Here is a 22,497-nt window from a genome sequence, read left to right as displayed (position 1 = left end):
TGTGATCATTTGTATGGTAAATTTATTCTCAACATTAAAAATTTTTAACAAAGTTTTTATTTATTTTATGAGGAGGGTATTATGCAATTTATCGGCGAAGGATTAACATTTGATGACGTACTTCTAGTACCAGGTCCATCAGAAGTGTTACCTAATGAAACTATCTTGAAAACAAGATTAACTAAAAAAATTGAATTGAACATTCCTATGATGTCAGCAGGAATGGACACTGTAACTGAGTCAAAAATGGCTATCGCTATGGCGAGACAAGGCGGGATCGGAATTATTCACAAGAACATGACTATTGAAGAACAAGCAAGAGAAGTAGATAGAGTTAAACGTTCAGAAAATGGAATAATTACTGATCCTTTTTACTTATCTGCAGATGACAAAATCGTTGATGCTTTGAAATTGATGAGTCACTACAGAATTAGCGGTGTACCTATAGTTAATGATGATATGACTTTAGTCGGAATCCTAACTAACAGAGATGTTAGATTCGTAAAAGACGAACAACTTCCAATTGGTGATGTTATGACTAAAGAAGGATTAATCACAGGTCACGAAAACATATCAATGGATGAAGCCTTGGAAAAAATGATGAATGCCAAGATTGAAAAACTTCCAATTGTAGATGAAAACTTCAAATTAAAAGGCCTTATCACTACAAAAGATGTTGAAAAAACAATCCAATATCCAAATTCAGCAAGAGATTCACAAGGAAGATTATTAGTTGGTGCAGCTGTTGGTATCACTAATGATATGATTGAAAGATGTCAAGCTTTAGTAGATGCAAAAGTTGATGTCGTAACTATTGATACAGCTCACGGTCATTCAAGAGGAGTTTTGAATGCTGTCAGAAAATTAAAAGAAGCTTTCCCAGATCTTCAAATTATCGCAGGTAATGTTGCAACAGCAGATGCTACAAGGGATTTGATAGAAGCTGGGGCAGATTGTGTTAAAGTTGGTATCGGACCTGGATCTATTTGTACGACAAGAGTTGTAACAGGTATAGGTGTTCCTCAAATGACAGCTATAATCGAATGTGCAAAAGAAGCTGATAAACACGGTATTCCAATCATTGCCGATGGTGGTATTAAATACTCAGGAGATATTACAAAAGCATTAGCAGCAGGTGCATCTGTTATCATGGCAGGTAGCTTGTTCGCTGGTACTGAAGAAAGTCCTGGAGAATTAGTTGTATTAGAAGGTAGACAATACAAAGAATACAGAGGAATGGGTTCGCTTGGAGCTATGAAAGCTGGAAGTGGAGACAGATATTTCCAAAATAACACTAAAAAATACGTTCCAGAAGGAGTAGAAGGTAGAGTTGCTTACAAAGGATCTGTAGCAGAAGTTGTTTATCAATTAGTTGGTGGACTTCGTTCAGGTATGGGTTATGTAGGAAGCAAAGACTTAGTTGAATTAAAAGAAAAATCAAAATTCGTGAAGATTTCTCCAGCAACACTTGTAGAAAATCATCCACATGATATTACAATTACTAGAGAATCTCCAAACTATACAAAAAAATAGGAGTAAACAATGGATATTAGATTAATAATGGGAAGCAGTTCAGATATTGAAGTTGCAAAAAAAGTTACTAAAATGTTGAAAAAATTTGATCTATCTTATGAAGTATCAGTTATTTCAGCACACAGAGCATTGGATGTTTTAAAAGAAACTGTTGAAAAAGACGACTGCAAAGTTTACATCACAATCGCTGGCAAAGCAGCACACTTAGGTGGAGTAACAGCAGGAATGACAACAAAACCAGTTATAGGAATTCCTGTAAAAGGATCTGCACTTGCTGGAATGGATGCTTTGTATTCAATAGTTCAAATGCCTAAAGGAGTTCCAGTTGCAACTGTAGCAATCGATGGTGGAGAAAATGCAGCTATCTTAGCAGCTCAAATGATTGCTTTGTCTGACGAAAAACTAGCTCAAAAATTAAAAGATTACAAAGAAGAAATGAAACAAGGTGTCATTGATTCTGACAGGGAGTTAGAAGAAATATAATGGGATTAACTTACAAAGATTCTGGTGTAGATAAAGAAAAAGGCTACGAAGAAGTTCAAATCATAAAAGAAATCGTAAAGAAAACTCATGGAAAAGAAGTTCTAACAGGTATCGGTGGATTTGCTGGTTTATTTAAACCAGAAATCTCCGATATGAAAGAACCTGTATTAGTTAGTGGAACTGATGGCGTTGGAACAAAAATCAAATTAGCCATGGAACTAGACAAACACGATACAGTTGGTATTGATTTGGTTGCAATGTGTGTTAATGATGTTTTGTGCCAAGGGGCAAAGCCATTGTTTTTCTTGGATTACATCGCTACAGGAAGCTTGAAACCAGAAAAAATGGCGGATTTGGTTCGTGGTGTAGCGGAAGGTTGCACTCAATCAGAATGTGCATTAATTGGCGGAGAAACTGCTGAAATGCCAGGATTGTACAAAGAAAATGATTATGATTTGGCAGGATTTGCAGTTGGAATTGTCGATCGAGACAAAATAATCGACGGAAGTGGAATCAAAGAAGGAGACGTTGCAATATCTCTATCTTCAAGCGGAGTTCACAGCAATGGATTTTCACTTGTAAGAGCAGCATTGGATATGGCAAATGTGAAATTATCCGACAAATTTGAGGATACTACAGTTGGAGAAAGACTTTTGGTTCCTACGAGAATTTACGAAAAAGAAATCTCAGCTTTATTAAAAGAAGTTCAAATCAAAGGAATTGCTCACATCACAGGTGGTGGATTGTACGAAAACGTGCCTAGAATGTTGCCTGAAAATATAGGAATAGAATTTGACTTAAAAGAATCGGAAATTGATCCTGTGTTCAAAGCTATTCAAGAATGGGGAAATGTCGAAACAAAAGAAATGTTCTCCACATTTAATATGGGAATTGGAATGGTAGTTGTAGTAGATGCAAAAGATGTGGATAAATCTCTTGAAATATTACAAAAAATAGATCCAAAAGCAAAAAAATGCGGAGTTTGCAAACAAACAGAAACAAAAGTTGCGATTAATTTGGACTAATGTAGGAATTAATCAAAATTTTCAAAAATAATTCTGGGTCAAAAAAGTGAGGGAGAATATGTCGAAAAAATTTATTTCATTTGTTGATGAAGGTCTTTTGAATATGACTTATACTTCCAGGTTACAATCATATTTGGAAGGAAATGTCGTGGATGTAAATCCTTTCGATCTTTTTGATGTGGAGACTCCACTGGCTATCAATTCCGGATATTCCAAGAAAGATATTTTAAATGATTTTGGGTTGTACACTGATATGGTTCATTTGAAAAAATCATTGTATGGAATTGATTACATGTATATAGGAATGGATCAAAAAGGAATTGGAAGCATTTTGGGAAGTGAAACCAAGATGACTGAAAAAGGCGATTCATTGACATCAGTGTATGCGCTTGATGATTACAAAGATTTTTCCAAAATGGAAAATATCGATATAAAATCTAGCGAAACTGTTGTAAATTTTATTGAAAAAGCTAAGAAAACAAAAGAAGCAATGAGAGGAATCACCATATTTGGTGCTGTGACAGGACCTCTTACGACAGCATCAGGAGTTAGACCTGTGGAAAAACTTCTTCGTGATACTCGAAAAAACAAGGAAGAAATCAAAAGACTATTGGAAATGTGCACAGATTATACTATAGAATTTGTAAAGATTTTTACAGAAGAAGTAGGTGGATGTTTTTTCAAAATTGCGGATCCAGTTTCTTCGTTGAATGTCATCAGCAAGAAACAATACGATGAATTCACTCAACCTTACATGGAAAAATTATCAGATAGTGTGTACGAAATCACTGGAATTAAGCCTATGGTTCATATCTGCGGCAAAACAGATAAAGTGTGGGATAATTTCAGGGACAGTAGTTTTTCAAGATTTTCTGTGGACAATATCGAAGATATTGAACAACTCAAAAACAGCCTCGGCGACAATATGATAATCGAAGGAAATATTGCGCCTATGGATATACTATTGAATTCAGATCCAGAGACTGTGAGAAACGAAGTCAAAACACTTTTGCAAAAGGCGTCAAACAGTCCAAAAGGTTTCATCCTAAATGCAGGATGTACTGTTTGTGATAACACTCCAATTGAAAACATTGAAAGCTACATCAGAGCTGTGTGTGAATTTGGAAAAGATGCTTCAATTGGAAATTTGCCAAAAGGATTGACCAATATATAAATTTATAAAATCAACAACCATTTATTTTTCAAAATTAAATGGTTGTTTTTGAATTGAAAAATGTATCCAAATATTGTGATATCAAGACTTGATAATACTTTTATGGTATAATATGTGAGTATTGGAGGGATTTAGATGTTAACAGTTAACAATTTAAGTGTCATATTCCCCGATAAAAAATTATTTGAGGATGTTAACCTAATTTTTAATCCAGGTAACTGTTACGGAGTTATTGGTGCGAATGGTGCTGGGAAATCTACATTCCTCAAAATTTTATCCGGAGAAAAAGAGCCTACAAAAGGCAATGTCACGATAGATAAGAACACAAGATTATCAAAACTTAACCAAGATCACTACGCTTTTGAAGAAAACAGCGTAATGGATACAGTTTTGATGGGAAACAAAAAGCTTTACGATATCCAAAAAGAAAAAGATGCTATATACATGAAGCCAGATTTCAGCGATGAAGATGGAATGAGAGCAGCGGAATTAGAAGCAGAATTCCAAGAACTTGGAGGATATGAAGCAGAAGCGGAAAGTTCATCTTTGCTGCAAGGTTTGGGAATAACGACACAACAACATTTTATGTTGATGAAAGATTTGAAAGAATCTGACAAGGTAAAGGTGTTATTGGCACAAGCTTTGTTCGGAAATCCAGGAATATTACTACTAGACGAACCTACAAATGGTTTGGATTTGAAAGCAATATTGTGGCTACAAGATTTTCTGATGGATTTTCCAGGAATTGTAATCATAGTATCTCACGATAGATATTTCTTAAACGAAGTGTGCACTCATATGGTCGATGTCGACTACGGAAAGATTAATATGTTCGTTGGTAACTACGATTTCTGGTATGAATCAAGCCAACTTGCACTTCGAATGCAAAAAGAGCAAAACAAGAAAAAAGAAGACAAAATCAAAGAACTTCAAGATTTCATTCAAAGATTTTCTGCCAATAAATCAAAATCCAAGCAAGCTACAAGTAGGAAGAAACTTCTCGATAAAATCACATTAGATGACATTAAACCATCTAGTAGACGTTATCCATTCGTTGGATTTGAACTTTCAAGAGAAGTTGGCAATGAAATTTTGAATGTGGAAAACTTGACTGTAGAACAAAATGGCAACAAGCTTATCGATAATTTGAGCTTCAGAGTAAACAAAGGAGATAAGATTGGATTCATCGGAAACGAAATCGCCATCACGAAATTCTTCGAAATAATCAACGGAAACGATGATGATTATACAGGAGAATACAAATGGGGACAAACTATAACTCACACGTATTTTCCAAAAGATAATACTAGGTTCTTCGAAAATTGCGATTTGAATTTGATTGATTGGTTGAGACAATTCAGCGAAGAAAAATCTGAAATTCACATCAGAGGATTTTTGGGAAAGATGCTTTTTTCAGGTGATGAAGCTTTGAAGAAAGCCAACGTTCTTAGCGGGGGCGAAAAAGTCAGAATGATGTTTTCCAAAATGATGGTAACACCAGCCAATGTCTTGGTGTTCGACCAACCTACAAACCATTTGGATTTGGAAAGTATCGAAGCTGTAAATAACGGCTTGATTACATTCAAATCAAATATTTTGTTCACATCACTCGATCACCAATTTGTATCTTCTGTTGCAAATAGAATTATTGAAATATTTGATGACGGAACTTATCGTGACGTATCAACAAATTACGAAGACTATATAGAAAAATATTTAACTAATAATTAGGAGTAGAAATGAAACATCAATTAGTTATTGTAGTAGATTTTGGAGGACAATATAATCAACTAATCGCTCGTCGTGTTAGAGATTTGAACGTGTACTGCGAAGTTGTTCCTTACAAAAAAGCATTGGATGTTATCAAAGAAAAACAACCAATCGGGATAATCTTTACAGGTGGACCAAACAGCGTTTACGAAGAAAATTCTCCACAAATTGACAAAGAAATTTTTGAATTAAATATTCCTATTTTGGGAATGTGCTACGGAATGCAACTTATCTCCAAAGATTTTGGTGGAGTTGTTGAAAAAGCAAAAAATCGTGAATTTGGTAAAACTAAGGCCAAAATTGCAAATCAAAGTTCTATCTTAAAAGATATGAGCGACGAAAGCATCGTGTGGATGAGTCACACTGATTTCGTATCAGAAAAACCAGAAGGATTTGACATCATTCAAATAACGGATTCTTGCCCAGTAGCAGCAATTGCAAATGAAGACAAGAAAATCTACGCTGTTCAATATCACCCAGAAGTTAACCATACAGTTGAAGGTAAAATACTTATCAAAAACTTCCTTTATGAAATCTGTAAAGCAGACGGAGATTGGACAATGGAAAACTTCTTGGAAGAACAAATCCAAAAAATCAGAAAAACTGTCGGCGACAAAAAAGTTTTGTTGGCATTATCAGGTGGGGTAGACAGTTCCGTATGTGCATCACTTTTATCAAGAGCAATCGGCAAAAACTTGACATGTGTATTCGTTGACCACGGTTTGATGAGAAAAAATGAAGGCGACGAAGTTGAAGCCGCATTCAAAAATGACGAATTGAACTTCGTAAGAGTAGATGCAAAAGACAGATTCCTAGATAAATTAAAAGGCGTATCAGATCCAGAACAAAAGAGAAAAATCATCGGAGAAGAATTCATAAGAGTATTTGAAGATGAAGCTAAGAAAATCGGATCTGTGGATTTCCTAGCACAAGGGACAATCTATCCCGATGTAATAGAATCTGGACAAGGCGATGCATCAGTTATCAAATCTCACCACAACGTTGGTGGACTTCCTGATGTAGTTGATTTCAAAGATTTAATCGAACCACTTCGTGATTTATTCAAAGACGAAGTCAGAAGATTGGGATTAGAATTAGAAATGCCAGAATATTTGGTATATCGTCAACCATTCCCAGGACCAGGACTTGGAATCAGAGTTATGGGAGAAATTACTGAAGAAAAATTAGAAGTGTTGCGTGAAGCAGACTATATATTCAGAGACGAAGTCGCAAAAGCAGGAATTGACAAAGACATCAACCAATACTTCGCAGTAATCACTAACAACAGAACAGTAGGAGTAATGGGGGATTTCAGAACTTACGATTACACATTGGCATTAAGAGCCGTAACAACAACAGACTTCATGACAGCCGATTGGGCAAGAATCCCATACGAAGTATTAGACAAAACTTCAGTAAGAATAATTAACGAAGTAGACCACATCAATAGAATAGTTTACGATATTACAAGTAAACCACCAGCAACAATTGAATGGGAATAATCGCAAAAAAATTAAAAACTTTGTAAAATCAATGGTTACAGAAGATTAAAAACTGTAACTGGGATTAAAATGGGAACATTTATAAAAAAGAATAAATTGAATAATAGTTCCAAGTGGTTTACATTTGGACAAAAAATTAGACCGTAGTTTCAAGCTACGGTCTTTTTAAAAATAATAATTACGCTATACATACTACTTGATACGTAGTAAGTTTGGTGATATACTTTAGATAATTAGATACGGGGGTGTTGATAATGGGTGATAATTTAGAGAAAAATATTCCTTTGACGGAAACGATGTTTCTAGTTTTACTAACAATGCTAGAAGAAAACTATGGCTATAAAGTTTCACAAGAAGTCGAAGAAATAACAGGAGGAAGAATTGTTTTAGGGCCAGGTACACTGTATGGTGCGATAAACAATCTTAGCAAAAAAGGCTGGATCAAGTTAGTTGATAAAGATAAGGAGAGTGGAAAAAAAGTCTATATAGCAACTGACATTGGAAAAAAATTAGTATTATTAGAGATTGATAGGATGAGAACTTTAGTCTTAGAGGGGGAAAAGAAATTAAAGAAGGAGGGAAATTATGAATAAAATAAGAGTTTTTATGAATCCAATAGAAGGCAGAGAAAAATACATTAATCAAATTGCAAGTGAAGGGTATCGTCTCGTAAAAAGTGGATCAATTTTACATGAATTTGAAAAAACTAATTCAGATCACAAATATTCAGTACAGTATGTCGGATATATGAGTAATACAGAAAGAAAAAAATACTCTGATTTTTTAAAGGAAATGAATTTTAAAGTTTTTACTGCTCCACTTAATATTGGAAAGTTTAGTTTAGGCAACGTGAAATTAAGACCTTATAACTCACCTAAAGGTATGATAGCGACTTATCCTGGAATGATTAATAAGGAAATCTTGATAATTGAATCAGATGGAAATAAAGAAATTCCAGTTTTTTCAGATAGGGAGAGTAAGAATTTAGATATTAATAGGAGAAAAGCACCATATTATTATCTTATCACTACCTCTGTTCTTTTGATGGTCTTAGGTTTATTTAAAATAATTGATTATAAATCAATAATTTTAGGAACATTTTTATTTATATTAGCAAGTCATGGCTTATATAAATGGTACTCAATTAAAGAAAAGTAAAGGAGAATATATTGTAATTACAGGAGTAGGAACAAATGGATTTATAGTATCAGTTTATCCAGGAGGAGGTTCAAGATAATGAAAAAATTAATAATAATGTTAGATTTTATATCTGGTCCACTTTGGAAGGATATATATGATACAAAAAAGAAAGAATTAGTTACAGGAATAGATGTTGTTGACGATGACGAATATATCCAAAAACTAAATAATGAAATTTCGAATTTATATTCATCATACTATAAAATCAATTACAATGATGAACCTGTGTATTTTGATAAGGAAAAAGAGAAAAAAGATAAATACAAAATGCTTGACCTGCTTGAGAAACTTATTAAAAGACTTGACGAATTAAATGATGGCTCTTTTGAAATTGATGATAGAGAGACTGAGAGGGTTAAAAATTTATAATGAAAGAATTAGATGAAGTAAGATTGAAAGAGGATTACAAAGAAATAATTAAAGGAACAAAGGGAACGATTGTTTTACTTTATAATGATAAAAATTGTGAAGTTGAATTTTTTGATAAAGATGGAGACACCATAGATGTAATTATGACTCCTTTAAATAAATTAGAACTAATAAATTCTTTCTAATATGATTTAAACTTTTGTAAATAGAGCTTGTAAAAAACGAATCATACAAGCTCTATTTTTATATCCATTTGAATTAATTACTTTTGTTAAACACCGTGTATTTTATCGTTAAATCACAAAGGATTGGGTAATGTCATCAAAATGTCTAATGGAAACTAATTGCTCAATAGAGAAATTATGTTATGATCATGATCAAGATTTATATCTCTGAAATTAAATTTAATTCTGGGACGGGGACGGGATTTAAAATTTAAAAACGTCCTATAATTAGGTGGATTTAGTGATACTCTAAAAAATAGAACCTATTATTTTGAATGTTTTGGGATATATCGGACGTTTGGAAAAGAAGAGTGGGAATAAATTTGCGGTCTAAATGGCGTATTAAACTTGTTTCGTCGCCTCACAACCTCGACGTACTAATTGTACGACTCGACTGCGAGGCTCCTCATCGGCGTCTAATCCATCCATTTATTTCCGCAAATTGTTGTAGCATTTTAAATGGTGAACTAGGCTTGTCTCGAAAGCACCTCATTGCGGCGTACTTGAGTAGTTTCTTTTATAGATTGATTGATGATAGATTGGGGAAATAAACGAGAAAATCGCCAGTGAATTTTCAATGACAAGGATATAAATATATAAATTCATATTGTACAAAAATCAAGTATATGATAATATAGTCTAATAATTACAATATTTAAACAGGAGGATTGATGTATGTTGTCCAAAATTAAATTGTGGTTTTTTAATCATAAGAATTTTTTAAGGATGTCAAGATTTTTAATTTTAACAGTGTCGCTTCTTTTAGTTACCTGGATTTTTGATCATCAATATATTGAAATTAAATCTTATATTCCCAAACAACTATTGTTGTCGGTTGAAGTTTCGATAGACTTCCTTTCTAATATATCTGGAATATTTTTGACTATAAGTACTTTTTGTTTTACAATTATTGTCACTGTACTTAATAAATATAGCAGTAGCATATCACCTAGGATGCTTCAGAGTTTCATAGATAGGACCGGAGTTCTTGGTTTATATGGTATATTTGTCAGTGGTTTTTTCTATTCAGTAATCAGTATCCTATTATTGCAAGATATTGCTCCATACCAACATGTTGTCGCTGGAAGTCTTGGAATTGCTTATTCCATAATTGCGATGCTAAGTTTTATCGCTTTCTCAAGACAGGTTCTTGATAATCTAAAAGTATCAAATATAATAGAAAATATTTTTAATGATTGCGAGAAACTTATTGATAAAGAGGTAGAACTAAGAAAAAAGCTAAGCATTATGAAGTAGATGACGAATCTACAAAGTTATCAATTGTAGCTGAGAGCTCAGGTTATTTATTTGAAATAAAAGCAGATGAGATTTTTAAAGAGCTTGATGGCATAAGAGCAGAACTTGTTATAAACAAAAGAATTGGTGAATACACAACCAAAGGAGAAAGCGTAGGGGAATTAAATATTTTTGAATGTGAGTTAGATGATAATAATAAAAAAGAATTAAAAGAAAAATTAAGTCCATTGTTTATAATTAATGCTTACAATAATAGAGAAGAAGATTATCATCGTGGAATTGTAAACTTAACGGAAATTGCGAATATGGCGCTAAGTCCTGGCACAAATGACCCAAATACTGCAATAATTTGTATAAATAAAATGTCATCATTGCTTGGGAAACTCTTATCTGCAGGCAATCATTTTATAATCATGAAAGAGGACGAAGATGTAAAAATAATTTATCAAAGTTATTCTGTGGAGGATGAACTATATCTTGGTTTCAGCCAGATAATTTCCTATTCAGCAGGTGATCCTTTGGTTACCAAAGCAATTTTAGAAGGAATTTTTATCATATACACAATGGCTGATATAGGTGCTAAAAAAAGCATAAAAGAATTTTTTGATGATAGTTATGAAATTTTAATAGAAAATTTTACTCACGAAATTCATTTGGATATTTTTAAAAGAATAAGAAACAAAATGGAAGAGCACGTAAGCTTATAGGAAAATACATCTGAATCGATTCAGAATAAAATGGAAAATGTGGTCATTTGATTGTAAATGTTAACCGAAAATTGATCTACATATAGTAGAAAGTTGACCACATTCGTCCTTTCCCATAAGGTAAAGGCGTTTACATACATTTAATAAATTATTTGACCACTCCATTGCATCTTCCATCCTATAACTTTATTCCCTGGACATATCCACAAAATGTGCTCTAAGAGTAAGTCTACCTTTTATAGCTTCAGTTAGCATAGGATAGTTCCTGCAATGCAGGTGTGATCCTAATTTTTATAATGTTAAAGAGGATTGATTAATTTCCAAATACAGGGATGATGTTACAAACAATAACTAATAAACATAAATGGATTTACTATACACTATAGTAAGAGTTGAGAGCATTTAATTCCAACATATATTAAAAGAACGGAGTAAAATGTGAAATTATTAGAATACAATGCACAATATATTAGATTAACAGATATAAAGGGAAATAGCTATGATGGGTATGCACACTATTGCGCAAAATATGACTATGAAGTCGAAGAAGATGTTTTAGAGATGAGAGTTAATGGAGATATTTGGGTTTTTTATGAATCAGACATCAAATCGATAGAAATATTAGACTAATTAAGCACACTAATTGATTTATACAGTTAGATCTTAGCTGTGCTTTTTTTGTACTCTTAAGTGTGTTGAGCGAATGATGTCAGAGAAAAAAACAACCTGTTATGCATATGGAAGACATTAGATTTAGCTTAAAGCAAAATAAAATCTCATTTAAAAAAATATAAATATGTAAGGAGGAATTTTTGTATAATATTTTTTAAATTGTTAGGAATTTTGATTTTTGGGTATATATATTTTAATAATATAAGAGAAACGTTGCGGTCATTTTGCAAACGATATTATAAATATTGTTTGGCAAATTTATTTATCAATTTGCGTATTAAACTATGCAATAAAAATGCAAATGTTTTCTTATAAATAATAGGAGGCACAATTATGAAATCTTATCCAACAAACAAAATCAGAAATCTTAGCTTGGTTGGGCATAGTGGAAGTGGAAAAACTCAACTCACTGAAGCATGCCTATACTTAACCAATGTGATTAACAGAGTAGGAAAAGTTGAGGACAAAAACACAGTTTCTGACTATTCTAAACAAGAAATGAAGAGGGGTATTTCTATATCCAGCTCTGTTATTCCAATCGAACACAATGACATAAAAATCAATTTCATAGACACTCCGGGCTATTTTGATTTCGAAAGAGAAGTGTATCAATCACTAAGAGCATCAGAAGCAGCGCTTATTGTTATTGATGCTGTTAATGGTATAGAAGTAGGAACAGAAAAAGTTCTTCGTTATACTCAATCAATAGATCTTCCAAGAATTATTTTCGTAAATAAAATGGAAAAAGAAAACGCTAATTTTAACAAATGCGTTAGTGATTTGCACGTTAAGTTTGGAAATAATATTATTCCGTTCACTTTGACTCTTGGTGAAGGCGAAGATTTTAAGGGAGTTATCGATGTTATCGACAAGAAAGCATATGAATACAATGGTTTCGAATTTAAGGAAGTTCCTATTCCGGAAGATAGAGTGGATGAAGTTAATGTCGTATTCGATGAAATTTGTGAAGTTGTCGCTCAAACAGACGACGAATTGATGGAAAAATATTTCAACGGAGAAGAATTTACACACGAAGAATTCAAAAAAGCTTTGGTATCAGCTTTACTTGAAGGTAGCTGTGTGCCACTTATTGCAGGAAGTGCGCTTACAGGAGTAGGTGTTGATGTTTTATTAGAAATTATCGAAAAATACATGCCAACACCTGACGATGAAAGAGCAAAATACGGATTCAGACATTCTGACGACAAGCAACGTAAGTTCTCTGTTGACGAACCAATGAGTGCAGTTGTATTTAAGACAATTGTGGATCCTTTTGTTGGAAAGATTTCAATTTTCAAGGTTATATCAGGTAAAATAACCAAAGATACTTTAATATATAATTCAAGCAAGGAAGTTGACGAAAAAATTGGTGATTTGTTCTTCTTACGTGGCAAGGAACAAATAAAAACCGATGAAGTACACGCAGGTGACATCGGTGCGATTAGTAAATTAGTTGAAACAGAAACAGGAGATACTATTTCTGACAAGAATGATCCAACAGTTTACAAACGTTTGAAATTAAAACCTGCAACATTATTCTTTGCAATTCAACCAAAATCAAAATCAGATGACGATAAAATTTCTAGTGCATTAACTAAATTGCAAACTGAAGATTTGTCATTTGTATCTGAAAGAAATAATGAAACTAAGCAATTATTAATCGGTGGACGAGGCAATGTTCAACTTCAAGTAATGATGGACAGATTAAAAGATGAATACCAAGTAGAAACGGAAGTTGTTCCATTGAGAATTGCATACCGTGAAACTATCAAATCAAAATCAGACGTCGAAGGAAAACACAAGAAACAATCTGGTGGTGCTGGACAATTTGCGGATGTATTTATTAGATTTGAACCATTGACAGATTCTGAAGAAAACTTCGTATTTGAAGAAGAAGTATTCGGTGGAGCTGTTCCTAAGAATTTCTTCCCAGCAGTTGAAAAAGGCTTGGAAGAATCTTTGGAAAAGGGACCTTTGGCAGGATATCCTGTAGTTGGCGTTAAAGCGATTCTTTACGATGGAAAATATCACCCAGTAGATTCAAATGAAATGGCATTCAAGATCGCAGCTCAAATCGCATTTAAAAAAGGAATTGAAGAAGCGAAACCAATTTTATTAGAACCTATTATGAAAGTTACAATCAAAATCCCTGAAGAATACATGGGAGATGTAATGGGAGATATGAACAAACGCCGTGGTAAAATATTGGGAATGGAATCTGACGAGGATGGTAACCAAGTAGTAATCGCAGAAGCTCCTCACAAAGAATTATTTGAATATTCAATAGATTTGAGATCAATGACTCAAGCAAGAGGAGAATTTGAAATGGAATTTGTGAGATATGAAGAAGTTCCTTCTAATGTTACAGAAGAAATAATTAAAGAACAATAAAATTAGAGATGCCCTTATCGTTTGATAGGGGCATTTTTGCGTGAGAAAAAGCTTGCTGACGTATGAGCAAAGTTTGAGCTAAGAGTTTTCGTCAGATGGGAATGGCTTGCTGACGTACGAGCAAACATCTCGCTATCGAATATCTCGCTTACGAAAATAAATAAATTCTAAGCTCGTTAGCCTAAAATTGTGAACTCGTGCTACGCACTCAGACAGCACAATTTTTTAACGACTAACTTCGCTTGAATTTATGATTATTTTCTCCAGAGGATATTCTTAAGCTTCAATTGTTTGCTGGAATGCTGAGAGATTTCACATAAAAATCCGTATTGTCAGATTCAGTAAGACTAGAACTGACTAGATTACGTAGAAGTATTCTTCCTTGAAGTTTTTGTAAAGTGAGAAGTGGTTTTTGTTGTAATCAAGTAGTCCTTCTTTTTTCATTTCCATTAGTTCCTTTGATAGTGCACTTCTGTCGATGTTTAGATAATCTGCGAGTTCTTGTCTATTAAATGGTATGTCGAATTCGTTGGTTTCTTTTTTTAGGGCGACAGAGCTAAGGTAGACGGATAGTTTTTGGCGAATTTTTTTGAAGGAGGATTGGCAAAGTTTTTGTGATAGTGAATAGTTGTCGTTCGATAATATGAGGAGAAGATTTTTGATTAATTTGTCGTTATAATCGTTGTGATTTGAGAAAATTTCATTTGTTTTTATGAACAAGATTTCACAGTCTTCACTTGCAACTACATCTATGATTAATTTTTCGCCGCTTATTGCGTAAGACTCTGCTATAATTTGAAATTTGTTTCTGTTTGAAAGTATAATTCTACTTCCCCAATAATTTGTGATTTCTAATCTAACTTTTCCTTTGAGTATTAATCCGAATGTGTCTGTTATGTTTCCGGATTTGTATATGTATTGGTGTTTTTTATAGGATTTTTGGTAAATAAAATTTGAGTTTAATAGTTGTTCGATTTCTTGTTTTGAGAAGTTTTTAAATAATTCTGATTTTAATATTTCCATTTCTACCTCTTATGTTGTTTTAACAACGTACTTTTTCATTAAATTATATTAAACTATAGACATAAAATCAAATGTGCTTTATTATATATGGAAACAAAGGAGAGAAAAATGAAAAATATTTTAGATACTATTGGAAATACAAGACTTGTTAGATTGAAAAACATAGGAAATGGAAATATTTATGTTAAGGTTGAAAAGGAAAATGCAACTGGTTCGATCAAAGACAGAGCAGCTCTTGAAATGATAAAAGGTGCGATTGATGATGGTTCATTAAAACCAGGCATGAAGATTGTTGAACCAACAAGTGGTAACACGGGAATTGCGATTGCAATGATTGGTAAAACTTTGGGATACGAAGTTACGATTGTTATGCCAGAATCAATGTCTATCGAAAGACGTAAATTGATGCAAGCTTATGGTGCTACAATTATTTTGACTGGCGAAGGTGGTATGCAAGCAGCTGTTGATAAGGCGAAAGAATTGGAAGCTACTGGCGAATATTTTATGCCAAATCAATTTGCAAATCCTTACAACACTTTGGCTCACGAAAAATACACAGGTCCTGAAATCTATTCTGAATTACCAGAGATTAAAGGATTTATCGCTGGTGTAGGAACAGGTGGAACTGTTAGTGGTGTTGGTCATTTCTTAAAGGAAAAGAATGAAAATGTAGCTGTGTGGGCAATTGAACCAGAAGAATCAGCGTTGTTAAGCACTGGAAAAGCTGGTGGACACAAAATCCAAGGAATTGGAGCAAACTTTGTTCCAGAAATTTTGGATAGGGATATGTTAGACGAAGTTATCACTGTAAAGGGTGATGATGCTTTGGATATGGCAAGAAGACTTGCAAAAGAAGAAGGACTTTTGGTGGGAATTTCTTCGGGCGCAAATGTATTCGGAGCATTAAAAATGTTAGAGAAAGTTGATGGTCCGATAGTTACTGTTCTCCCAGATACTGGAGAAAGATACTTGTCGACTGAATTATTTGAAAATGAGGCTAATTAAAAGATTATCTGAATACGGTGATTTTATTTTAAAGGAAGATCCTGCATGTCGCACGAAATTTGAAGCGTTATTTATGTATCCAATCGTGAGGGCTTTGATTTATCACAGAATCGCAAATTATTTTTATAGAAAAAAGCACACAACTCTTGCCAGATTTTTCTCACAAAGAGCGAGGCGTAAAACAGGAATTGAAATTCATCCAGGAGCGACTATCGGCAAGAATCTATTCATAGATCATGCGATGGCAGTTGTAATTGGAGAGACCGCGATTGTAGGGAATAATTGTCACTTTTATCATAACGTAACGCTTGGTGGTACTGGCAACGAAAAAGAACACCAACGTCATCCTATCGTAGGTGATAATGTTATAATTGGAACTGGAGCGACTGTTTTGGGGCCGATTAAAATAGGAGATCGTGCGAAAATAGGAGCAGGAGCAGTTGTTTTACATGATGTTCCAAGTGATTGCACAGCAGTTGGAATGCCTGCAAAAATAATAAGACACCATTAATAATGAATTTAAATCTCTTTGGTAAATTTATTTGCTGAGGAGATTTTTTTGTTTTGTGATAGAATGGATTTATAAGCTAGCAGGAGGAATTTTATGAAAAAGAAAATATTTGCAATTTTAATGGCGCTTTTGATGTTGAGCTCATGCAGCATTGGAAAGAGAGATGTGTATTTGTATGGAGAAGACCACGATATAAAACCTATTTATAATGAAGAATTAAACATTTTGAGAGATTACTACAAAAAAGGTGGTAGGAATTATTTTCTAGAGTCTCCTCATTATTGTGCACAATATCTTAATTTGTGGATGAAATCAGATAATGATGAATATTTGAACAAAATGTATGATTTTTTTAAAGAATATGGAAATTATGATTATGATTACACTATTGAATTTTATAAAACTATTAAGAAAGAAATGAATGATATTAGATTCTACGGTGTCGATGTGGGACATGCTTATGATATCATCGGCAAGGATTACCTAAAATTAGCAAAAGAAAAGGGCGACAAAGAAGATATTGAACTTACTGAAAGAGCGATAGAACAAGGCAAGAATTTCTATGGCAAAGAAAAAGTTGATCATTTAAAAGCTAGTGAGTACAGAGATAAAATGATGGCAGAAAATTTTATGGATACATATAACAAGACAAAAGGAGATGTTATTGGATTTTTTGGATTGGCACATATAGATGGAATAGGTTATGTTAATGATAATATGACGAAGATTATACAAGATAAAATTAAAAATCTTCACACAGTTAATTTGTTGAAAAGTAAAAATCTCAAACCAATCTCAACAGAAAAAATCACATATAATGGAAGAGAATTTGAAGCAGATTATTATGGAATTATAAGTCACAAGTACACCCTATATCCTCACGAAAAATTATACCGAATTAAAGATACGGAATACTTCAAAGATTTTACGACAATAGGTTACAATCAATCATTTCCGTATAATTTCAGCTTTGAAAAAGGAGACATCATATTAACCAGACAATACAACGATAAAGATCAAGAAGATGTAGTTGTAAGAGTTACAAGTGATGGAACAGAAGAACTTTTCTTAGTAGACTACATTCAACCAAAATAATTTCAAAATAAACAGCAATGAACGAAAAAAGTTTGTTGCTGTTTTTGTTTTATCTATTTGGGTATAAATATTTTAGAGGTTTTTTGGACATGAATGTTAAATAAATAACCTTGTTTATCAAAATTACGAAAGGAGAATTAAATGTTAAAATTAATTAGAACACCTCAAAAATACGTTCAAGGCAAAGACGCTTTGAATGAATTTGGTAAATACGCAAAAGATTATGGAAACAGGTTTTTGTTCGTATCTTCAAAAAGAGGATTGAATGATTGTAAGGAAAAAATCGAAAAAAGTTTTGAAGGAACTGACGCTTTTAGAAAATATGAAATTTTCTCAGGGATTTCTTCTAATGGAGAAATAGAGAGAATGAGAAAAATCGTCGTCGATGAAAAAATCGATGCAGTGGTTGGAATCGGTGGAGGATCTGCTATTGATACTGCAAAGGCTACGGCGTTTTATGAAAATAAACCAGTTTTGGTAGTTCCTACAGTTGTAGCGACTGATGCTCCATGTACTGGACTTTCTGTTATTTACAATGATGATCACACATTTGACAGATATATTTTCTATCCAGATAATCCTAACATGGTAATCGTGGATACTACAATAATTGCAAACGCTCCGGTGAGATTTTTGGTTGCAGGAATGGGCGATGCTTTGGGAACTTACTACGAAGCAAGAAGCTGTAAAAAGGTTGATGCACCTTCACTTGAAAATGGTGGAATCAGTGAGTCAGCTATGGCACTTTGCAAATTGTGCAATGAAATTTTGTTTGAACATGGAGAAATTGCCAAGAAATCTGTGGATAATCATTTGTTGAATGAATCTGTAGAAAAAGTTATCGAAGCAGCAACTTATCTAAGTGGCGTTGGGGCAGACAATGGTGGACTTGCAGCGGCACATTCTATCTACAACGGATTTACTGAAATAGAAGGTGTGTCTGCAATGCACGGAGAAATCGTAGCTTTTGGTACAATCGTGCAATTGTTGATGGAATCAGCTCCAAAAGATGAATTGATGAAGGTAATGGATTTCTGCTACAAAGTTGGACTTCCAATCACTTTGAAAGATATGAATATAAAAGCTGAAAATATAATGGTAGGTTGTGAAAAAGCCTGTGTTGAAGGAGAAACTATTCACAACGTAGTTGGAGAAATCACTCCGGAAAAATTAAGAGATTTCGTATTGACAGCTGATGTATTGGGAACAAGATACTACGAAGAGCACAAATAAATTTACACATTAATAGCATATTAAAAAATCATCCTCTATTTAAAAAGAGGATGATTTTTGTGTGTCTATTTTATTTTTCTCCAAAAACCGATTTGATTGTAAAGTTCAATTCCTATTACTATTAATGCCCATGGAATTAATATTCCTAAGAGAATCCATTTAATTGGAGCTGATTGGATGCTAAACATTACAATTGAGAATATTGCTATCGTCAAAAATGAAAGTCCCATCATTTTAATAACGTAGGCGAATTTGGATTGTCTGTTCATTATGTCTGAAATGCTGGACCAATTTACGTATTTGTGTTTGTAATCTCCAGCGACTTTGAATCTACAAAATACGAATATAGATATTAAATTCAACACAATTGCAACGATTATGAAATAGAATTTTACTCTGAAGAATATCGAGCATCCTAATATTGCAAGTGCGGATAATGCTCCCATAATTAGAGCTGAGAATTTTACTTTTTCGTTCAAATAAGTTTTCTTATTCATTGGTAGGCTCATCAAATAATCGTGATTTTGTCCGTCTAATGAAACTATTATCGATTGAAGGTTCATAGGAAATAGTCCAATGAACACACTGTACATAAATGAAATGCTGAGTGCTACTGCAAGTGATTGCAAATCGGAAATATTTGTACCGAGGTCACTTCTCATATTTGACAAGTTTGCAAATGTCATTATTATTGGAAACATTACTGGGAATAAAATACAAGATGTGATAGTTGTAGCATCACTCAAAAGCATTTTATTGTATTTAAACATTTCTTTGCCGATGTTACTTGGTTCTTTGTCAACTTTTGTTCTTCTAACAGAATTATTCCTGTTTTGAATATCGCTCATGTGTTCGTACAAGTTCTTCGATGCGAACTCTAGGATTGCCTTTCCTAATATCACCTCAACAACTGCCAATACAGCTATGAAAATAATCGCCGATACTGGATTGTGAAGTAATCCTGAAATAGGTCCAAGTCCCGTGGCATTTTTCATGATGTTTGAATTTTGGATAAAAATCACAAACACAACGGCAACAACTTGAATGAAAATATTAAGTCCAACCATTATTTGTGTGTTGAATTTGTACAATGCAGATGTTCTCACCAAAAGTTCTGCAACGACAATATTCAAAATTATTGTAAAAGCAAATAAAACTACGAAATTCAAAATTCCGAACAAAATTGCCAAGATTATATTGAATTTGAAATCAATGAAAAATTTTATCGACAACAACAAAATCGGACTTAGTATTGTCAACGAACTCAACATCGTTAAGAAAGTTTTGGATATGAACATTTCCTTTTGGCTAATAGGGAAATACGACATCTTCAACGAATCCTTGTTTTCATAAAACAGATTGAATACGCTGATGAAGTTTTGCAAAGTTCCCAGAATTACCAAGTAAAACACGAACAAATCATACGCCTTAGGGGCCTTGCTGTAATCAAATATAAGTCCGAACATAAGTCCGTAAATTACAAGCATCATCACAGCGGACATTATATATTGTCTGATAATTTTCTTGTAAATACTTTTGTTCTCAGCAGGCTTGGTCTTCTGTCTGATTTGACCTGTGAGCATAGGATTTATATTCAATAAGTCAATTTTCATCAATTCTTTTAATTTAGTTTTGTTCATTTGGAACCTCATCGTGTGATTTTATCATTTCAAGATAAATTTCTTCCAAAGATTTATCCGGATGTAAATCTTTTAGTTCTTGAACCGTACCTAAGAATATAAGTTTTCCTTTTTGCAAAATTCCAATTCTGTCGCAAAGTTTTTCTGCAATTTCCAAAATATGAGTTGAGAACAAAACAGTATTTCCTTTGTTGGCGTGTTCTCTCATCATTTCCTTCAAATTGTACGAGCTTTGTGGGTCAAGTCCAGTCAACGGTTCGTCCAATACCCACACATCTGGATCAGATAACAGAGCAGCTATTACGAAAACTTTTTGTCTCATACCATGTGAAAAAGATTCGATAGGTTGGAAGAATTCTGTCAAATCAAATTTTTCGGAAAGCATCTTGCAAGTAGCGTTGAATTTGTTTTCTTCAACTTCATAAATCGTTCCTACAAATCTCCAAAATTCGTAAGGAGTCATCTTCAAAAACATATCTGGACTGTCAGATACATATCCGATTTTTTTCTTAGCTTCCATTGGATTATCTTTTACATCAATATCGTCAACTTTGATAGTCCCTTCTTCAGGTTTTATAACACCAACTAAGGATTTTATCGTAGTTGATTTACCAGCTCCGTTATGTCCAATAAGACCGAAGATTTCGCCGCTATTAATTGTGAGATCCAGATTGTCCAAAGCGATTTTTTTGTCATATTTTTTTGTCACATTCTCAAAAGTAATCATAAATACCTCCTCATGTATCATAATCGTAGCACACTTGTGATATCGTGTCACATAAAAAAAGAATTAGCTATTGCTAATTCTAATACGTAAGCAAACCCTCATACACGAATATCTGGACTACAAAAATTGTTGATTTCTAAATCTTAAAATCCTAAAATCGAAAACTCACTTACGTTCAAACAGTTCGATTTTTACGGATTTTTTCGAATTGAAATCAAAGCAATTTTCTCCGTATGATATTCTTAGCATGAGGGATTATTACTTTGACTATGAGTTAAATAAATCTAGCCAATTCTTTCTATAACTGATTTTAAATGGTTGAATCTTCTGATAAGCTCATCTTTTTCAAATTCTTTCGGTTGCATATATTCAGTGACTTCGTTGATAGTTTCATAAAGTTCATCATCGTCATTTTCTTTGTACAATTGAATAGCTTGGGATCTAAGAGCTGCAAGTTCCTTGTAAATCGTCATCACCTCGTGCTCTTCCTTGTTTTCCAAAAGAAGTTGTTTAAGTGGCCAATTGATATTGTGCTCAGTTGTGACGCATTTATTCGGAATGTAGACATTCTCACGTTGCATATCTTTCAAAAATCTATTCAAAATTTGATTGTTGAATTTATTAATCATAAGAAAATTAATATCCACACCTTCTTCAGCACACTCAATTTTATCACCTTCTTCTTCTTTTAAAAGCACAGATATTTTAGTGCATAAATCAGAATCGTCACATTCAATTATTTCAAAATCGTGTTTCTCAGATTCAATCTTCAAAAATTCTTTAATATTTTCAGGCATATTGTAAATTAAAATCGATCTAGCCATAAAACCTCCTCGTATAATATAGTTGTAGTAATAACTACTACATTTTATTCTCAATCCCACTTTCTTATGGGATAATAATTGTATAGATAGAGGTCGTAGTCTCCCTCCTTGAAGCTAGTCTTCCTATTTAAG

At 33.2% G+C, this 22,497-nt stretch carries 22 protein-coding genes; 18 read left to right on the top strand and 4 right to left on the bottom strand.

What is annotated here, in order from left to right:
* Positions 1–81: 81 nt before the first annotated feature.
* The 14 genes from guaB (at position 82) to fusA (ending at position 14,307) form a co-directional block, all read left to right on the top strand.
* Complete coding sequence (gene guaB, locus ACU68U_RS01995) at positions 82–1,533, top strand: IMP dehydrogenase (RefSeq protein ID WP_094207541.1); 1,452 nt, start codon at positions 82–84, stop codon at positions 1,531–1,533.
* A gap of 9 nt (positions 1,534–1,542) precedes the next feature.
* Positions 1,543–2,016, top strand: coding sequence for a 5-(carboxyamino)imidazole ribonucleotide mutase (gene purE, locus ACU68U_RS01990; protein ID WP_094205267.1), 474 nt, complete (start codon positions 1,543–1,545; stop codon positions 2,014–2,016).
* On the top strand, positions 2,016–3,041 hold the full coding sequence (gene purM / locus ACU68U_RS01985) for a phosphoribosylformylglycinamidine cyclo-ligase (RefSeq protein WP_294684137.1): 1,026 nt from the start codon (positions 2,016–2,018) through the stop codon (positions 3,039–3,041). The genes purE and purM overlap by 1 nt, the downstream gene beginning before the upstream one ends.
* Before the next feature lie 58 nt (positions 3,042–3,099).
* Positions 3,100–4,215 (top strand): uroporphyrinogen decarboxylase family protein, encoded by a 1,116-nt coding sequence (locus tag ACU68U_RS01980; protein ID WP_278731035.1) that lies wholly within the window; start codon positions 3,100–3,102, stop codon positions 4,213–4,215.
* A gap of 135 nt (positions 4,216–4,350) precedes the next feature.
* Complete coding sequence (locus tag ACU68U_RS01975; protein WP_446762609.1) at positions 4,351–5,946, top strand: ABC-F family ATP-binding cassette domain-containing protein; 1,596 nt, start codon at positions 4,351–4,353, stop codon at positions 5,944–5,946.
* 8 nt (positions 5,947–5,954) lie between these two features.
* Entirely contained in the window at positions 5,955–7,487 is a 1,533-nt protein-coding gene (gene guaA / locus ACU68U_RS01970; RefSeq protein WP_446762608.1) for a glutamine-hydrolyzing GMP synthase, read from the top strand.
* 254 nt (positions 7,488–7,741) lie between these two features.
* Positions 7,742–8,080 carry a PadR family transcriptional regulator gene (locus tag ACU68U_RS01965; RefSeq protein WP_446762607.1) on the top strand — a complete coding sequence of 113 codons (339 nt, stop codon included), beginning with the start codon at positions 7,742–7,744 and terminating at the stop codon, positions 8,078–8,080.
* A complete protein-coding gene (locus ACU68U_RS01960; RefSeq protein WP_446762606.1) occupies positions 8,073–8,645 on the top strand; it encodes a DUF2812 domain-containing protein in 573 nt (190 codons plus the stop codon). Before ACU68U_RS01965 ends, ACU68U_RS01960 begins: the two co-directional genes overlap by 8 nt.
* 78 nt (positions 8,646–8,723) lie before the next feature.
* On the top strand, positions 8,724–9,056 hold the full coding sequence (locus ACU68U_RS01955; RefSeq protein ID WP_102164262.1) for an RNA helicase: 333 nt from the start codon (positions 8,724–8,726) through the stop codon (positions 9,054–9,056).
* Entirely contained in the window at positions 9,056–9,241 is a 186-nt protein-coding gene (locus ACU68U_RS01950) for a DUF4926 domain-containing protein (protein WP_094210177.1), read from the top strand. The genes ACU68U_RS01955 and ACU68U_RS01950 overlap by 1 nt, the downstream gene beginning before the upstream one ends.
* 714 nt (positions 9,242–9,955) lie before the next feature.
* Positions 9,956–10,537: a DUF2254 family protein gene (locus ACU68U_RS01945; RefSeq protein ID WP_446762605.1), complete on the top strand. Its 582-nt coding sequence runs from the start codon at positions 9,956–9,958 to the stop codon at positions 10,535–10,537.
* A 23-nt stretch (positions 10,538–10,560) separates the two neighbouring features.
* On the top strand, positions 10,561–11,244 hold the full coding sequence (locus ACU68U_RS01940) for a DUF2254 family protein (protein ID WP_446762671.1): 684 nt from the start codon (positions 10,561–10,563) through the stop codon (positions 11,242–11,244).
* Between the two features lie 438 nt (positions 11,245–11,682).
* The gene (locus ACU68U_RS01935; RefSeq protein ID WP_156850114.1) at positions 11,683–11,874 is read left to right on the top strand and encodes a hypothetical protein; all 192 of its coding nucleotides are present in this window, start codon (positions 11,683–11,685) and stop codon (positions 11,872–11,874) included.
* Between the two features lie 375 nt (positions 11,875–12,249).
* On the top strand, positions 12,250–14,307 hold the full coding sequence (gene fusA / locus ACU68U_RS01930; RefSeq protein WP_446762604.1) for an elongation factor G: 2,058 nt from the start codon (positions 12,250–12,252) through the stop codon (positions 14,305–14,307).
* A 357-nt stretch (positions 14,308–14,664) separates the two neighbouring features.
* Here fusA and ACU68U_RS01925 read toward each other — a convergent pair whose 3' ends face one another.
* On the bottom strand, positions 14,665–15,330 hold the full coding sequence (locus tag ACU68U_RS01925) for a Crp/Fnr family transcriptional regulator (protein WP_446762603.1): 666 nt from the start codon (positions 15,328–15,330) through the stop codon (positions 14,665–14,667).
* Between the two features lie 108 nt (positions 15,331–15,438).
* On the opposite strand from ACU68U_RS01925, the gene cysK reads away from it, so the two are divergent.
* From cysK to ACU68U_RS01905, 4 genes are all read left to right on the top strand, one after another.
* On the top strand, positions 15,439–16,335 hold the full coding sequence (cysK, locus tag ACU68U_RS01920) for a cysteine synthase A (protein WP_446762602.1): 897 nt from the start codon (positions 15,439–15,441) through the stop codon (positions 16,333–16,335).
* The gene (epsC, locus tag ACU68U_RS01915; protein ID WP_446762601.1) at positions 16,322–16,846 is read left to right on the top strand and encodes a serine O-acetyltransferase EpsC; all 525 of its coding nucleotides are present in this window, start codon (positions 16,322–16,324) and stop codon (positions 16,844–16,846) included. Before cysK ends, epsC begins: the two co-directional genes overlap by 14 nt.
* Positions 16,847–16,939: 93 nt before the next feature.
* The gene (locus tag ACU68U_RS01910) at positions 16,940–17,941 is read left to right on the top strand and encodes a hypothetical protein (protein WP_446762600.1); all 1,002 of its coding nucleotides are present in this window, start codon (positions 16,940–16,942) and stop codon (positions 17,939–17,941) included.
* A 141-nt stretch (positions 17,942–18,082) separates the two neighbouring features.
* On the top strand, positions 18,083–19,174 hold the full coding sequence (locus tag ACU68U_RS01905) for a glycerol dehydrogenase (protein WP_094204076.1): 1,092 nt from the start codon (positions 18,083–18,085) through the stop codon (positions 19,172–19,174).
* 65 nt (positions 19,175–19,239) lie between these two features.
* Here ACU68U_RS01905 and ACU68U_RS01900 read toward each other — a convergent pair whose 3' ends face one another.
* The 3 genes from ACU68U_RS01900 to ACU68U_RS01890 form a co-directional block, all read right to left on the bottom strand.
* Entirely contained in the window at positions 19,240–20,814 is a 1,575-nt protein-coding gene (locus ACU68U_RS01900) for an antibiotic ABC transporter permease (RefSeq protein WP_446762599.1), read from the bottom strand.
* On the bottom strand, positions 20,801–21,541 hold the full coding sequence (locus tag ACU68U_RS01895; protein ID WP_110058804.1) for an ABC transporter ATP-binding protein: 741 nt from the start codon (positions 21,539–21,541) through the stop codon (positions 20,801–20,803). The genes ACU68U_RS01900 and ACU68U_RS01895 overlap by 14 nt, the downstream gene beginning before the upstream one ends.
* A 284-nt stretch (positions 21,542–21,825) precedes the next feature.
* Positions 21,826–22,365, bottom strand: a complete 540-nt coding sequence (locus tag ACU68U_RS01890) for a DUF3783 domain-containing protein (protein WP_278725352.1) — start codon at positions 22,363–22,365, stop codon at positions 21,826–21,828.
* Between the last annotated feature and the right edge of the window lie 132 nt (positions 22,366–22,497).

The sequence above is a fragment of the Finegoldia sp. P3-F-LR genome, assembly GCF_052932165.1.
Note: the sequence above shows the minus strand (reverse complement) of the source record. Positions and strands in the feature narration are given on the sequence as shown.